Raw genomic sequence first — 15,762 nt, 5'->3', positions numbered from 1 at the left:
GTTGCGGGGAGGGGGTAGGGGGGACCTCACGCACAGCTGTCCTCGTGGACCCCCCACCCCAACCCTCCCCCGCAAGCGGGGAGGGAGCGCACCGAGCAAGTGGTGGAGTCCTTTGATGTCGCGTCTCGGTCTGCTCGCGCTGCAACTGCTCGTCGCCGTCGTGATCATCGCGCTGTGGCAGCTGTTCTCCACCGTGCCGGTGTTCGGCCGCATCCTGCTGCCGCCGTTCTTCTTCTCCAATCCGCTCGACGTCTTCGCGCAGGTGATCGATTGGTTCGCGACCGGCGCGATCTGGAAGCATCTTGCGATCACGCTGTGGGAATCGATCCTGGCCTTCGTGATCGGCTCGCTCGGTGGCGTGCTGGTCGGTTTCTGGTTCGCGCGCAAGCCGCTGGTCGCGGCCGTGTTCGATCCTTACGTGAAGATGGCCAATGCGCTGCCGCGCGTGGTGCTGGCACCGATCTTCACGCTGTGGCTCGGCCTCGGCATCTGGTCCAAGGTCGCGCTCGGCGTCACGTTGGTGTTCTTCATCGTCTTCTTCAACGTCTACCAGGGCGTCAAGGAAGTCTCGACCGTGGTGCGCGACAACGCCCGCATGCTCGGCATGAACGAGCGGCAATTGATGCGCCACGTCTATTGGCCCTCGGCGCTGTCGTGGATGTTCTCCTCGCTGCACACTTCGGTCGGCTTTGCCGTGGTCGGCGCGGTGGTCGGCGAATATCTCGGCTCCGCAGCCGGGCTCGGTTATCTGATCCAGCAGGCCGAGGGCGTGTTCGACGTGGCCGGCGTGTTCGCCGGCATGTTCGTGCTGTCGGCGTTCGTGATCCTGATCGACATCGGCGTCACGCTGGTCGAGCGCCGGCTCCTGGTGTGGCGGCCGGAGCGGGTGGAGGAACGGTGATGCGCGAAGCTAAGGACGACACATTCGGCGTCGTCCCGGCGCAAGCCGGGACCCATACCGCGGAATTCATCGCGGGACGATGCTGGCCGACGACCATGCGACCCACGCCAGCCGGTGGTTATGGATCCCCGCGTTCGCGGGGATGACGTTATGTTTGATGCGGTGGTCTTGTCGATCCAGGCCCGCCGCTTTGGACTCAAGACGATCTGAACGGAGGAAACAATGAAAACCATCATCGGCCGACTCGCGGGCTCGCTGCTCGCCTTGACCCTGACCACCGGCCTCGCGAGCGCCGCGAGCAAGGTGACGATCGCCGTCGGCGGCGGTGCCTGCTTGTGCTATCTGCCGACCGTGCTGGCCAAGCAGCTTGGCGAATATGACAAAGCGGGGCTTGCGGTCGAACTGGTCGATCTCAAGGGCGGCTCGGATGCGCTGAAAGCCGTGCTCGGCGGCAGCGCCGACGTCGTGTCCGGCTATTTCGATCATTGCGTGAACCTCGCTGCCAAGAAGCAGGAGCTGCAATCCTTCGTGGTCTATGACCGCTATCCCGGCCTGGTGCTGGTGGTGGCTCCCGGCCATAGCAAGGAGATCAATTCGATCAAGGATCTCGCCGGCAAGAAGGTCGGCGTCAGCGCGCCGGGCTCCTCGACCGACTTCTTCCTGAAATATCTGTTGAAGAAGAACGGGGTCGATCCCACCGCGACGGCCGTGATCGGCGTCGGTCTCGGCGCCACTGCGGTCGCCGCGATGGAGCAGGGGCAGATCGATGCCGCCGTGATGCTCGATCCCTCGGTGACCGTGCTGCAGGGCAGCCATCCGGACCTGAAGATCCTGAGCGACACCCGCACCCAGCATGATACGCTCGACGTGTTCGGCGGCGAATATCCGGGCGGCGCGCTGTATTCGACGGCGACCTGGGTGGCCGCACATCCGACCGAAACGCAGGCGCTGACCAACGCCATGTTGGCGACGCTCGCCTGGATCCATTCGCATACGCCGGAAGAGATCATGGCGAAGATGCCTGCCGAGATCGTCGGCAAGGACAAGGCGCTTTATCTGGCCGCGCTGAAGAACACGATTCCAATGTATTCGGAGACCGGCAAGATGGACCCGAAGGGCGCGGACGCCGTGCTCGCCGTGTTCAGCGTCGGCTCGCCTGAGGTTGCCAAGGCCAATGTCGACGTCAGCAAGACCTTCACCAATGCGTTCGTCGAGAAGGCGAAGGGCGCCACGGCTGCGAGCCCCAAATAGAAAGCAGGGCTGTGCATGAGCGATGTCGTCATCCATCGCGTGACCGCGCTCGACTTGAAGGTCGAGCCGTGGGACTGGCCGTTCGCACGCGAGCGGCGCGCCGACATCGACGCTCATTTTGAGCAGCGGCAGCGCGCGATACCCGCGCTATTCAACGGCCGCGTGCTGCTCGGGCGCGACCCCGTTTTCGCGGATGGGCGGCTATCGGCGAGCTATTTCGAGACCGACTTCGCCAACCTGCTCGCCTGGCGCGATTGGGGCTTTCCGGATCGCTCCGTGTTCAACGGGTTTGGCATGGGCGCGCTGCGCGCGGCCGACGGCGCCTTCGTGCTCGGCGTGATGGGCGGGCAAACCGCCAATGCCGGCCGCATCTATTTTCCGGCCGGCACGCCCGATCCCGAGGACGTCAGCGACGGCAGCCTCGATCTCGCGGCCAATGTGGCGCGCGAGGTCGAGGAGGAAACGGGGCTGCTGCCGTCGGATTATCGGGGCAGCGCCCATTGGGATTGCGTCGTCACCGGCGCAACCATTGCGATGATGCGTATCCTCGACGTCGAAAGCCCGGGCGGTCAACTGCAAAGCCGCATCGAGGCCAATCTCGCCGGGCAGGCCGAGCCGGAACTCTCCGCGATCGTGTTGGTTCGATCGAGGGACGATCTGACGGCGACGATGCCGCGCTTCGTCACCGCCTTTCTCGAAGCGCAATTTCACCACGGCGAAACCATCTCATGAGCAAGACAACGACGCCCTCGCTCGACCGGTTCATCTCGCCGTTCCGTGTCGATGGGGCCGAGCGATTTCACCTGAAGTCGCACAAGACCAGTGCCAAGGGCGGCCTCGACAAGGAGGAAGGCGAGGCGATCATCGAGCAGAACCGCAAGCGGCTGTCCGATTTTCAGGACAAGCTCTACGCCCAGGACCGCTGGTCACTGCTCTTGATCTTTCAGGGCATGGACGCCTCCGGCAAGGACAGCGCGATCAAGAGCATCTTCGAGGGCGTCAATCCGCAGGGCTGCGAGGTGACATCGTTCAAGCAGCCGACCTCGAAGGAGCTGGATCACGATTTCATGTGGCGCAGCTTTCTTGCGCTGCCCGAGCGCGGCCGCATCGGCATCTTCAATCGCTCCTATTACGAGGAGTGCCTGGTGACGCGGGTGCATCCCGAATTGCTGAAGGCGGAGAAGCTGCCGCCCAGGCTCGTCACCAAGAACATCTGGCGCGAGCGCTTCGAGGATATTTCCGCGTTCGAGCGGTACCTCACCCGCAACGGCACCGTGGTGCTGAAGTTCTTCCTCAACGTCTCCAAGGAGGAGCAGCGCCAGCGTTTCCTCGACCGGCTGGATCAGCCGGCGAAGAACTGGAAGTTCTCGATGAACGATATCAGCGAGCGGACGCGCTGGCAGCGCTACCAGGCCGTCTATCAGGAGATCGTGCGCCACACATCGACGTCCTTTGCGCCCTGGTATGTGGTCCCGGCGGATCATAAATGGTTCGCGCGGGTGGTGATCGGCTCGGCGATCGTGGCGGCGCTCGAGAGTCTCGATCTGCGCTATCCGCGCGCCGATCCCGCTTCGCTCAAGGAGTTCAAGGCGGTCCGTAAGGCGTTGGAAGCGGAAGCGAAGGGGCGGAAGAAGGCGTAACGACGATTAGCGAGACGTTAAGGTGGGCAAAGGCGCGTCAGCGACGTGCCCACCATGATCTCTGGTTTCTATCTCGGTGGGCACGCTGCGCTTTGCCCACCCTACAAATCGCCGGCAAGACCTCACGCCGCGCCGCGCTGGTCCTCTGTGGGGCTCTCGCCGACATGCTTCGCCAGGAATTGACGTTCGAAATCGGCGGCCGGCATCGGTTTGCCGAAGAAATAGCCCTGTCCGTGTTCGCAGCCGAGCCGCAACAACAGGTCGGCGGTGGCCTGGTTCTCGATGCCTTCAGCGATCACCGCGAGCCCCAATTGACGGCTGAGGCTGACGGTCGAGCCGACGATCGTCGCATCGTCGCTGTCGGTCAGGATATCGAGCACGAAGGAACGATCGATCTTGAGGCCGTCGAGACGGAATTTCTTCAGGTAGCTCAGGCTGGCGTAGCCGGTGCCGAAATCGTCGAACACGATGCTGATGCCGAGGGCCTTGAGGCGCTTGAAAATGTCGAGCGCGCGCGGCTCGTCATGCAGCAGGATGTCCTCGGTCACCTCGAGTTCGAGCAGCGCCGGCGAGAGGCCGATTTCGTGCAGGAGCTTGCCGACGGTGGCGGCAAGATCGCCAGCGTGCAGCTGCGAGGGCGAGAGGTTGATGCCGACACGGACGGGGGTGCCGGCGAGCTCCCATTGCCGCGCCTGCCGGCATGCCGTCACCAGCACCCAGCCCGCGACCGCCTCGGACAGCGCCGATGTGTTGACCACGGGAATGAAGACGCCGGGCGGCACGAGGCCACGGGTCGGATGGCGCCAGCGGATCAGCGCTTCCGCCCCGATCGGGCGTCCGTCGAGCAGGTTCACCTGCGGCTGGTAGAACAGTTCGAACTCGTTGCGTTCGACCGCGAGCGCAAGCTCGGCCTCCAAGGTGAGGCGCGTCTCGAGTTCGCTGCGGATCGTCTCCTCGAAGATCACATGACTGCCGCGCCGCACGGACTTGGCGCGGCAGAACGCGAGGTGGCTGTTGCCCAAGAGCTCGTCCGCGGTGCGTCCGCCTTCGGGATGGACTGCGACGCCGATGCTCACCTTGACGTGGTGCTGGCGCGGCCCGGCCTGCAGCGGCAGGTCGAATACACGGGCAACATGTTCGGCAAGCTCCGCGACCGTGCCGCCGACCGCCGCGCAGGGAACCGCAATGGCGAACTCATCGCCGCTCAAGCGAGCGACAATGCCGGTGTCGCCGATCTCGGCCGTCAGCCGCTCGGCTACGCCCTTCAGCACGAGGTCGCCATAGGCGTGACCGAGCGTGTCGTTGATCTGATGGAAGCCGTCGAGCCCGATCACGAGCAGCGCGATATCGCGGTCGCGGGCGTCCGCGGCGCTGAGCATGGCGTTGATCCTGGCCTGCAGCGTGATGCGGTTGAACAGCCCGGTGAGCGCGTCGTGCTCGGCGAGATAGCGGATGCGCTCGGCCTCGCGCTTGCGGACGGAGATGTCGCGCAGGATCGTGCCATATTGCAGCCCGTCCGGCCCGTGCCAGGCGGAGACGCTGGCCTCGGCGGGAAACGATTCGCCGTCCTTGCGGCGCGCCTCGAATTCCACCACCGATCCGCTTGCCGCAGGTGTCTGGGCTTGCGCGGCATCTCGCGTGGTGAACAGCTCAATGCCCACGGCCGGATCGGCGCAAAGCGTCCGCAACGGCTGGCCGACCATCTCCGCCGGCTGATAACCGAAGATCGCCGTGGCGCCCGGATTCCACAGCGTGATTAGTCCATCCCGATCGGTGCAGACGAGTCCGTCGCCAAGCGACATCGCGATCCGCTGGAAACGGTTCTCGGCGACCCGGCGGAGCAGGCCGCGGAAGTCGATCTCATCGAGCGCGATCGTCGCGAGGTAGACGACGACGGCGATCTGCAGCAGCGAGCTGTCGACGATGAGGGCGTACCGCACATGCAGCCACAGCGCGACGGCTTCGATCGAGATCGCTGTCCCAACCAGGAACAAGGCGCGCCATCCGGCGGCGAGCCGGCGCCAGGTCAGCATCATGAGCGTAAGGATGACGGCAAGACCCGCGAGCGTGACGGCAGACGAAGTTGCCCGCAGGGTCCGCCCCTGCAGTATCGACTCCGCCGCGAGCGCCTGCAACAGCGGGCCGGACACGATCTTTCCGTTGGGCACGCTGAAGCGATCGCCAAGCTCGAGCGCGGTGCCGCCGATGATCACCTTCTTGCCTCTGAGCTGCGCCAGCGTTGCCGGGTCGCCATCGATCACGTCGGCATAGGACACCCTCAGCACCGAGGCGGGAGCGATGCCGAAATCGATCAAAAATGAGCTGTCGCTGGCGAAACTCTGTCCGGTCAAGGCTGCGGCCATCGAGGGCACGAAGTTGCCGTCGAGCTTTTCGCCAAACCTGTACCGCCGGACGCGGCCGTCGGGCGATACCGTGACGTTGACCAAGACCGGCCAGGCATTGGCCTCGAATTGCGGCAAGGGGCGATTGATATGAAGGGCCGTCGGGTCATTCGCCGCCGGCTGTTTGAAGGTCGGCAGGAGCACCGACCCATCCGCCTCCCGCAACGCTTCACTGAAAGCCAGATCGGAGAGAGGATTCGACGGCGCACTGAAGTCGACATCGAAGGCGATGTCCTGGGCGCCGGCGCGGACGAGCTGATGCAACAGTTCGGCGTGCAATGTGCGAGGCCAAGGCCAGGCGCCGATGCGTGTGATCGAGCGCGCGTCGATCGCGACGATGGCAATCTCTCCGCTCGCCTGGCGTTGGTCCCATGCGAGCCGGAGGTCGTCCAGGCCGTTGCGCAGCACCTCGTGCCAGCCGGACAGGCCGACCGTCACGAGTGCGATCAGCACCAGAATATGCGGCCGCAAATGCTTCAGCATCCTCCCCTGGTCCCCATTCGCGCGCGTCGCGCCTTCAGTTAGCTCTTGTTGTGCCCGGAAGCGTGACCGTTGCCGTTGCCCTGCGCACCGCTGTTTCCGTGGCCGGAATTGTTGCCGCTATTTCCATTGGCGTTCGCGTTGTCGTTGGCATTGCCGCCGGCGTTGTTGCTGGCATTGCCGCTGCCGCCGGCATTGCCGCCGCCATTGTTCGCAGCGGCGTTGCCGTTTCCATTGCCGCCGTTTCCATTGCCGCCATTGCCATTGCCGCCATTGCCATTGCCGCCATTGCCATTGCCGCCATTGCCGTTGCCGGCATTGCCGTTGCCGACGCCGATCAGTCCGCTGGACGAGCCGACCGCGGTCGTCACGGCCGTCGCGATCGAAGCGTCTCCGGTTGCGCTGGTGCTGGCGTTGCTGGCGCTGGTGCTGCTGCTGTTGCCGGGGGTGCTCACTCTCGTTTTGGCGTCGCTCCAGACCGTATCGTTTCGCGATGCGCTACGAACCCCGGGTTTGGTCTCGCCGTGGGCGAGCCCATGCGTGGCCTGGTGCACATTCAACTTCACCTCGCCGATGGTGGTCGAAATCCGCACCACGTTCGGCTTCGCGAGGCCCGCGGCCTTGCCGGCTTGCGACGCCAGCGGCGCGGCGGCAGAGTTGATCACGGAACCGCCGGTCGCGTTGAGCGCGTGGATGATTTGCCCCTTGGCCGTGTCACGTGGTGCCTGCAGGCCGCCTTTCGGGACCGGGACGCGCTCGATGCTCGAGGCGCGCGGGCGACCCTGCTCGATCGGGCTGAAAGCGCCGGAGCCGCTCAGGCTCAATCCGGTCTTGCCATTGGCGAACGCAGTCGCGGTCTGACCGGGCAGCACCTGCGCGATCTGGCCGGACTTGAAATCCGCGACCTCGACCTGGCCGCGGCTGACTTCGACGCGTGTGCTGTTGGCACTGATGGTGACGCTGAAATGCGTGCCCTTCACCACGGCAGCCAGATAGGGCGTCTCGACCTCGAAATGTTTGACGTTGCGCTTCTCGACGTCGAGCAGGATGGAGCCGGCGCGCTGCAGAATGGTGGTCGCCATGCCGTCCTTGGCTTCGGTCGGCAGGCCAATGACCGAGTTCGGCGCGATCAGAATGGTCTCCGCGCCGCGTGTCAGCAGTACGCGGCCATTGCGGCCGGTGCGGATCGTATCGCCGGGATTGAGCACGTCGTCACGGCCGAGCGAAACCTGTGCTGCGCCTTGCGTGCTGACCCATACGTCACCGGAGGATTTGCTCACCGACCAGACCTCGCCATCGGCCGCCCAGGCGGCTCCAGTCGAGCCGGCGATGAGCGCGGCCGTCACGATCCGTTTCAGGCTGCGGATTCCCAGCATGGTGGCCTCTCGCGTTGGTTGCCGAGGCCGCAAACTAACGGAAATGTTTCAAGAGACCCTTGAGCGATGCTTCGGTCTTTCAGCGCCGCCTTAACCGTTCGTTGACCATAAGAAATTAAGAAAAAATTATGCGGTCTTCGGGCGTTCCGGTACTCACGATATCTATTCCCTTTATCGATGCTGGCGCTCCACCGCCGATTGCCCTCAGCCGGAGACGAACTCGCACACTGATTGTGGCGGTTGTTCTTGCTGCCGCAGGTAGCGCGACGGCGCAAGCGGACCCTGCCAGCGCCCCTGCGTTCGATCCGCGGCAGACCGAGAAGTTCTTCGAGGACCTGCAGTCGCGACCGGCACCGGCACCGCCGGCAAGGCCACGCCTTACGACTGCGCCGCAGCCGGAGGTGCAGGGCAAGGGACGACCGCTGTTCGTGCTGCGCGGCGTCGTGCTCCACGGTGCAGCAACTCTCGGTCGCGATCAGCTGGCCGCCGCCTACCAGCCTTATCTCGGCAAGCCGGTATCGCAGGATGATCTGGCCGCGATCGCGGCTGCCATCACCGGGCAATATCGCGCGGCCGGATTTCATCTCAGCCGCGCCATCGTGCCGCCGCAGGACATCACGGGCGGCCGGGTCCGCGTCGAGGTGATCGAGGGCAGCATCACCGAGGTGAGCCTGAAAGGCGCCGGCGCCGAGGAGTTCGGCGTGCGGCCGCTGCTCGATCCCGTGCTGGCCGAGCAGCCGTCGCGCCTTTCGACACTGGAACGCCAGTTGCTGCTGATCAACAGCCGCGGCGGCGTGCGCATTGCGGATTCCGCTCTGGAGGAGATCGGCGGCACGACCGGACGCTTCCGTCTGGTGCTCGAACTGAAGACCTGGCACGTCTATGGCTTCGTCGGCCTCGATAATCTCGGCTCATCCACGGTCGGCCCGTGGCAGAGCTACGCCACCGCCGCCTTCAACTCCTATCTGCTGCCGGGCGATACGCTCGCAGTGAACCTGTCGACCACGCCGGGCGATCCGCGCCAGCTCAGCTTCGGACGGCTGTCCTATGACGCTCCCGTCGGCACTGACGGCGCCCGTGTCGGCGCCTCCGCGCTCTATAGCGAGGTGCGGCCTGGCGACATTCGCCGGCTCACCAACGACGACACCACGACCGAGACATTCGAGGTGCATGGCAGCATCGCGCCGATCCAGTCGCAGCAGTCCTCGTTGATCCTCACCGCAGCCGTGGCGTTCAGCAACGTATCTGAGCGGGACGTGTTCGGGACGATCTACCAGGATCGTATCCGCTTCCTCACGCTGACCTCGGACTATCGCTGGGGTGATCGGTTCGGCGGCGACAGCTACCTGACCGTGAGCTATCGCCAAGGCCTCGATATTCTCGGCGCGACACCGTCCGGCGATCCGATGGCCTCGCGCGACGGTGCCTCGCCCAGCTTCTCCGTGCTCAATGCGTGGTTCACGCGCTACCAGACCCTGTCCGACGCTTGGTCGATCAAGATCGCCGGCGCCGGCCAGCTGGCCTCGGGGCCGCTCTATAACTCGCAGCAATTCTATCTCGGCGGTTTCGCCTTCGGACGCGGCTATGGCAGCGCCGAGATCAGCGGCGACAATGCGCTCGCCGGAACGTTCGAGCTGCGCTTCGACCAGAAGCTGAACTGGGCCTATCTGTCCGGCTATCAGCTCTACAGCTTCGCCGACGCCGGTCTCGTCTGGAACGACGGCTACCGGCCCTCGGACGGCGCCGCGTTGACCTCGGTGGGCGCCGGCGTGCGCTTCACCTTTCCGAACGAATGGCGCGCCGATCTGGGCGTCGCGTTCCCGCTCTCCTATCGCGCCCCCTCCAACGAGACACGCAGCGCGCGCTTCCTGCTGACGCTGTCGAGCGCGCTGAAGCTCTGTCCGCAGCGCGGCCAGGGGCCGTGCCTCTAGCTTGTGGCTAAACTGCGCCTGGCTGGTGCGAATGGAACAGCCGGCCCTTCTCCGTGATCAGCACGATCACAAGCGCGGTCGCGCTGCAGGCCAGGAAGCCGGTCGCGAACGGGAGCGGCGTGCCGTCGAACGCCTGGCCGACGATGGCGCCGGCTCCCATGCCGAGCAGTGTCGTGATCGAGCCATAGAGCGAGGAGGCGGTGCCGGCATTGGCACGCTGCGGCTCCATCGCCAGCGCCGTGAAGTTCGCGAATATCAAACCCGAAGCGAACATCATGCCGGCCGACACGGCCATGAATAGCGGTAGGGACAGCATGTTCAGACACGCCGCGGCGAACGTCACGATCGCCGTAGCGAAGCTGCCGAGCAGTGCGCAATGCGAAATCATCCGCATGCCGAGCCGGCCGACCAGCCGCGCATTGAGAAAGCCCGCGATTGCGATCGACGCCGCGATGGCAGCAAAAGCGAGCGGGAAATAACGGCCGAGATGATAGATCCCGGTGAACAGCTGCTGCGAGGAGAAGACGTAGCCGAGCAGCGCACCGAAGACGCCGCTGGCAGCGAGCGCATAGCCGAGCGTCTGGCGATTGGTCAGGGTCTTGCGGAACGCGTCGAGAATTTCGCCGGCCGAGAACGGCTTGCGCTCGGAGGGCGGCAGCGTTTCGGGCAGCCGCGCCATGGTCCAGACCAGCGCCACCAGCCCGTACACCGTCAGCACGATGAAGATGCCGCGCCATTGCGTGAGCAGCATCACCGCCTGGCCGAACGACGGCGCCACCACGGGCACCGCGATGAACACCATCATCGCGAGCGAGACGACGCTCGCCATGCGCCGCCCGGCATAGCAGTCGCGCACGATCGACGTCGCGATCACCCGCGTTGCAGCGGTGCCGAGACCTTCCAGCACGCGCGCCAGCAGCAGCATCTCGAAGGAGTGTGCGGTGATCGCGAGCACGCTGGCGCAGGAATACAGCACCATGCCGCCGAGCAGCACAGGACGGCGGCCGAAACTGTCCGACAATGGGCCGATGGCGAATTGCCCGGCGCCGAAGCCGACCATGAATGCCGAGAGCACCAGCTGCAGCCGGTTGGCCATATCGATATCGAATGCCGCGCCGATATTCGGCAGCGCCGGCAGCATCATGTCCATGGCCAGCGGGTTCAGCGACATGATGGTCGCGATCACGATGACGAATTCGGCGAACCCCATCGGCCGGTGTCGGACGACGACGAGGGTGTCGGCATTGGTGTCGGCCAAGTCGAGAGCCTTCCAGGTGTGCATGCTTGGGATGCAAGCGATTTTGATTGGCTTTGCTGCGTCGCACAACCCACGTTTCGGAATGGCAGGTCAACGAGCTCAGCCCCAGATCGACTGGCATGATCGTGAGCGCGGCAGCATTTGGCGCAAATCGCGTCGTTTCGATTACCATGATAACGGGCGCGTGATCGCGGCTTAGAGGGCCTGGAGATGAAGAGCTACAAGATCGTCGTTTACGTGCCTGAGGCGCAGGGGGACGCTCTCCGGGCCGCGATGGGTGAGGCCGGCGCCGGGCGCATCGGCAATTATGATTACTGCTCCTTTACTGTGAAGGGCACCGGCCGGTTCCGGCCGCTTGCCGGAGCCAACCCGACGATCGGCGCGCTCGGACGGCTGGAGACGGTGGAGGAAGAGCGCATCGAGACCGTCTGCGCCGAGGATCGGCTGCGCGGTGTGTTGAGAGCGATCCGGGCCGCGCATCCTTATGAGGAGCCCGCGATCGACGTCTACCCGATCGAAGTGATCGATTAGTTGATCATCCTCCAAGCACCATCTGTTCAGGCGCTTCGCCGATCGCTTGCGCCGCTGCCGCTTTCGATACCGGCTGGACTGAGCGATCGCGTTTTTGCTCTAGTTTGTAAGTTGTCGACGAACGGCGGTCGCAATTAGCCCGCGATCTTTAGCCGTTCTAATCTGGATGGATTCCAGCGGGCAGGTTCCGAAAATCCGTTGATGCGCTGTGAGCGCAGCGGCAACGTACTACCGAGAAATTTCGGGGGACGTCATGTCAGGCGTTGGGTTCAACGCGCCCGCGTATAGCGGCGCGCGAGCGTATTGTTGTTGTTTGCTGACGAGTGTCTGTTTGCTTCCGTTCATCATGCAAACCTCGGCTGCCGCTCCGGCGCAGACGGCGGCCGATGCGCACACGTTGCCGCCTGTCACCGTCGATTCGCCCGCGCTGCGCGTCCGCCAGGCGCGCCGTCCAAAGCGCGGGGCCGGTGCTGCGGCCAACACCGCACGTCAGCGCGCGGCCGGGGCGATGCACGTCCCGGCGCAGGCCGCTCGGTCGTCGTCTGCATTCGAGCGCGGTACCGATCCGGTCCGCGGCTTCGCGCCCACCGTGAGCTCAGCCGCGATGAAATCCGATACGCCGATCCTGGAAACGCCGCAGTCGGTCTCCGTCGTCAGCCGCGATCAGCTCGATGCGCGCGGGGTCACGACCCTGGTGGAAGGTCTGCAATATGTCGCAGGCCTTGCCGTGCAGACCGGCGGCACCGATCCTCGCTTCGAGAACGTCCAGATCCGCGGCTTCGACATCAACGGCTACGGCAATTATCGCGACGGCCTGCGTGAGGTCGGCGATCCCAACTACTTCTCGCTCTTTCGCACCGAGCCCTATGGGCTGGAGCGCATCGACGTGATCAAGGGACCGAGCTCGGTCATGTACGGGCAGGGCGCGCCGGGCGGTCTCGTCGACAGCATCAGCAAACGTCCGCCGGACAAGGCCTTCGGTGAGGTCGTCGGCCTGTTCGGCAATTACGATCGCTACCAGGGCGCGTTCGATGTCGGTGGTCCCGTCACCAAGGACGGCTCGCTGCTCTATCGCGTCACCGGGGTGTTCCGCGATGCGGATGCCCCGATTGCGCATTTCTCCAACGATGTGAAGGACAATCGGACGTATATCGCGCCGGCGGTGACCTGGAAGCCGACCAGCGACACCACGCTGACGATACTCGCCGACTACACCAAGGATCTCACAGGCAGTGCGTTTCCGTTGTCGGTGTTTCATGTCACCTCGGCCGGGATCACCGGCGTGAAGGCGCTGCCGGTCTTTCTCGGCGATCCCAGCTACAATGGATTCGCGCAGGAACAGGAGCGGGTCGGCTATCAGTTCGAGCACCGCTTCAGCAACAACCTGGTTTTCGAGTCGAAATCCCGCTATGGGCACTCCGATCTCGACTATCGCTATCTGACCTTTCTGGCCAATCCGCTCGATACGCTGACCTCCTTCTCGCGGCGCGCCAATCGCATCGATGTGACCAGCGATTCTTTTTCGACCGACAATCACCTCGTCGCCAAGCTCGGCACCGGACCGTTCCAGCATACGCTGGTGTCCGGCCTCGATTACCAGATGCTGAGCCTGACGGACCGGACCTACACGGCGACGGCCGGCGTGCCGGCGCTCAACAGCCTCAATCCGGTCTACGGTCAGGCAATTCCTTTTCCGACGACACTTTACTCGGGATCGGCGGACCAGAAGATCGACCAGGTCGGGGTCTATCTGCAGGATCAGATCAGGATCCGGAACTGGATCCTGACGCTCGGTGGCCGGTTCGATGTGGCGGAACAGGACACGCTCAGCCTCGTGACCAACGGCGTGGCGACAAGCACGCGTACGAAGACGCAGGACACTGCTTTCACCAAGCGCGGCGCCATCGCCTATGAGTTCGATGGCGGGCTGGTTCCTTACTACAGCTATTCGGAATCCTTCCTGCCGACGCCCGGCACCGACTTCAATGGCTCGCCGTTCAAGCCCACGACCGCGCAGCAGCATGAGGTCGGCGTCAAGTTTCAGCCGTCGCGCAGGCTGTTGGTCACGGCAGCGGCCTATGACCTGACCCGGCAGAACTCATTGACGACGGACCCCAGCCATATCGGGTTCTCCGTGCAACTTGGCGAGGTGAATTCTCGCGGTTTCGAATTCGAGGCGGTGGCTGAGCTCATTCCGGGTCTCAACGCTATCGCGACCTTCACCAGCCAGGATGTCAAGGTGACCCAGAGCTCCACCGCGGCCGAGATCGGCAAGGTGCCGACCTTGGTGCCGGCCAACATGGCCTCCGCTTATCTGGACTACACGTTCCAGAGCGGCGTCCTCGCCAATTGGGGATTGGGCGGGGGCTTCCGTTACAACGGCGAGACCTTCGCCAACACCACGAACACGATCGTCAACGAGGGCTACGTCGTGTTCGACGCAGGCCTCCATTATCGTCAGCCGAAAGGCATCAATCTGGCTCTGAACGTGAAGAATATCGCCGACCGCGTGACGACCGCCTGCACGACGTCCGGCGGCTGCCAATACACCAGCCCGCGCACCATCACCGGCACCATCAGCTATCGCTGGTAATCGAAGGGCGAGCAGGCATGGCACGCGCGCGCACCATCCGCATATGGTCGTTCGTCCACACCTGGACGTCGCTCGTCAGCATGCTGTTCCTGCTGATGCTGTGCATCACCGGACTGCCGCTGATCTTTCATGACGAGATCGACGACCTGCTCGAACGGGAGATTGCGGCGCCGGAAATGCCGGCGACCACGCCACGCGCCTCGCTGGACCAGGTGATCGCAGTGGCGCAGGCACGCTTTCCCGGACAATACGTGCTGTTTGCGAACCTGAAGCAGAGCGAACCGCTGGTGACCGTCGCGCTGTCGCCGACCCCGGTCCCTGCGCCGGGCGCGTTTCATCGCATCACCGTCGATGCCCGCTCCGCGGCGGTGCTAGGCGAGGAGGCGCCGCATCTGGACCTGATGGACATCGTGCTGAGCGTCCACCGGGACATGTTCACCGGGCTGCCCGGCGAACTGTTCCTGGGGGCTATGGGACTTCTCTTCATGCTGTCGCTGATCTCCGGCCTCGTGCTCTATGGGCCGTTCATGCGGAAGCTGGATTTCGGCACCATTCGCAGCCGGGCCTCGCCGCGGCTGACGTGGCTCGACGGCCACAATCTGCTCGGCATCCTCGCCGTGAGCTGGATGCTTGCGGTCGGATTGACCGGCATCGTCAACACGCTGGCGACGCCGCTGTTCGACCTCTGGCGGGCGCAGCTGCTTCCGAGCCTGCTCTCCCCCTATCAGGGCAGGCCGGTCGCGAAGACCGCATCGGTCGAAGCGGCCGTGGCCAAGGTGAGAACGCTGTTTCCGGACCGGTCGATCACCTCCGTGACCTTGCCGACTGCAGCCCGCTTTGGCAGCCCGCAGCATCTGATCGTCTGGACCAAGGGCAGCACGCCATTGTCGGCGCGGATGTTGCGGCCGGTGCTGGTCGAGGCGGAGAACGCGGAGCGTATCGTCGCGCCGGCGATGCCGTGGTATCTGCAGGCGCTTCAGCTGTCGCGTCCTTTGCATTTCGGCGACTATGGCGGCTTGCCGCTGAAGATCGTCTGGGCGCTGCTCGACCTGATCGCCATCGTCGTGCTTGGCAGCGGACTTTATCTTTGGGCGGCGCGGACGCGCATCGTGCAGGGTCGACGGGCGCCGCCGGTTACGGCCCGCGGCCGCGAGGGGCGCCTTGCCGTGAAGCAGGATGCGGGCCGCACAGCGGCGCTGCGGCACCTCGGACATCGGCGTCCCCAGCAGGTGTTTCGTGCGCCGCTGATGGTTGCCCTGGCCGCCACGCTTGGCTTGGTGTCGGCACTGTTCGGCGATGGCCTCTGGGACGGCCTGTCGTGGCTGGCGCTGTCCGTTCCCGTGATCCTGGGTTTGGTCTACGGCCTCCGGGCGGCAGCGGGACGCTGAGACGGCGCACG

At 64.6% G+C, this 15,762-nt stretch carries 10 protein-coding genes and 1 pseudogene; 8 read left to right on the top strand and 3 right to left on the bottom strand.

The features are described 5' to 3' along the window. Positions 1 to 115: 115 nt before the first annotated feature. The 4 genes from QXZ85_RS04205 to QXZ85_RS04190 all read left to right on the top strand — a co-directional run bounded on the left by QXZ85_RS04205 (position 116) and on the right by QXZ85_RS04190 (position 3,792). Entirely contained in the window at positions 116 to 901 is a 786-nt protein-coding gene (locus QXZ85_RS04205) for an ABC transporter permease (protein WP_315767307.1), read from the top strand. Positions 902 to 1,123: 222 nt separating this feature from the next. Then, a complete protein-coding gene (locus QXZ85_RS04200) occupies positions 1,124 to 2,152 on the top strand; it encodes an ABC transporter substrate-binding protein (protein WP_315700846.1) in 1,029 nt (342 codons plus the stop codon). Positions 2,153 to 2,167: 15 nt separating this feature from the next. Then, a complete protein-coding gene (locus QXZ85_RS04195) occupies positions 2,168 to 2,884 on the top strand; it encodes an NUDIX hydrolase (RefSeq protein WP_315766630.1) in 717 nt (238 codons plus the stop codon). Next, positions 2,881 to 3,792, top strand: coding sequence for a polyphosphate kinase 2 family protein (locus QXZ85_RS04190; RefSeq protein WP_315766631.1), 912 nt, complete (start codon positions 2,881 to 2,883; stop codon positions 3,790 to 3,792). Before QXZ85_RS04195 ends, QXZ85_RS04190 begins: the two co-directional genes overlap by 4 nt. A gap of 122 nt (positions 3,793 to 3,914) precedes the next feature. On the opposite strand, the gene QXZ85_RS04185 is transcribed toward QXZ85_RS04190, so the two are convergent. Beyond that, positions 3,915 to 6,677 (bottom strand): EAL domain-containing protein, encoded by a 2,763-nt coding sequence (locus QXZ85_RS04185; RefSeq protein ID WP_315766632.1) that lies wholly within the window; start codon positions 6,675 to 6,677, stop codon positions 3,915 to 3,917. Between the two features lie 38 nt (positions 6,678 to 6,715). Next, positions 6,716 to 8,050, bottom strand: a complete 1,335-nt coding sequence (locus tag QXZ85_RS04180; RefSeq protein WP_316165717.1) for a FecR family protein — start codon at positions 8,048 to 8,050, stop codon at positions 6,716 to 6,718. 128 nt (positions 8,051 to 8,178) lie between these two features. On the opposite strand from QXZ85_RS04180, the gene QXZ85_RS04175 reads away from it, so the two are divergent. Next, the gene (locus QXZ85_RS04175; protein WP_410052428.1) at positions 8,179 to 9,981 is read left to right on the top strand and encodes a ShlB/FhaC/HecB family hemolysin secretion/activation protein; all 1,803 of its coding nucleotides are present in this window, start codon (positions 8,179 to 8,181) and stop codon (positions 9,979 to 9,981) included. A gap of 7 nt (positions 9,982 to 9,988) precedes the next feature. Here QXZ85_RS04175 and QXZ85_RS04170 read toward each other — a convergent pair whose 3' ends face one another. Beyond that, complete coding sequence (locus QXZ85_RS04170; RefSeq protein WP_315703074.1) at positions 9,989 to 11,239, bottom strand: multidrug effflux MFS transporter; 1,251 nt, start codon at positions 11,237 to 11,239, stop codon at positions 9,989 to 9,991. Positions 11,240 to 11,449: 210 nt separating this feature from the next. Here QXZ85_RS04170 and QXZ85_RS04165 point away from each other — a divergent pair, with 210 nt between their 5' ends. The 3 genes and pseudogenes from QXZ85_RS04165 to QXZ85_RS04155 all read left to right on the top strand — a co-directional run. After that, the gene (locus QXZ85_RS04165) at positions 11,450 to 11,770 is read left to right on the top strand and encodes a YqfO family protein (protein ID WP_315762671.1); all 321 of its coding nucleotides are present in this window, start codon (positions 11,450 to 11,452) and stop codon (positions 11,768 to 11,770) included. 604 nt (positions 11,771 to 12,374) lie between these two features. Further along, the gene (locus QXZ85_RS04160; RefSeq protein WP_316173749.1) at positions 12,375 to 14,363 is read left to right on the top strand and encodes a TonB-dependent siderophore receptor; all 1,989 of its coding nucleotides are present in this window, start codon (positions 12,375 to 12,377) and stop codon (positions 14,361 to 14,363) included. 17 nt (positions 14,364 to 14,380) lie between these two features. Continuing rightward, positions 14,381 to 15,505: pseudogene (locus QXZ85_RS04155) on the top strand (PepSY-associated TM helix domain-containing protein); the annotation flags it as partial. Between the last annotated feature and the right edge of the window lie 257 nt (positions 15,506 to 15,762).

The sequence above is a fragment of the Bradyrhizobium sp. SZCCHNGR1005 genome, from assembly GCF_032489995.1.
Classification (GTDB): domain Bacteria; phylum Pseudomonadota; class Alphaproteobacteria; order Rhizobiales; family Xanthobacteraceae; genus Bradyrhizobium.
This window is presented reverse-complemented; position numbering and strand designations above follow the sequence as displayed.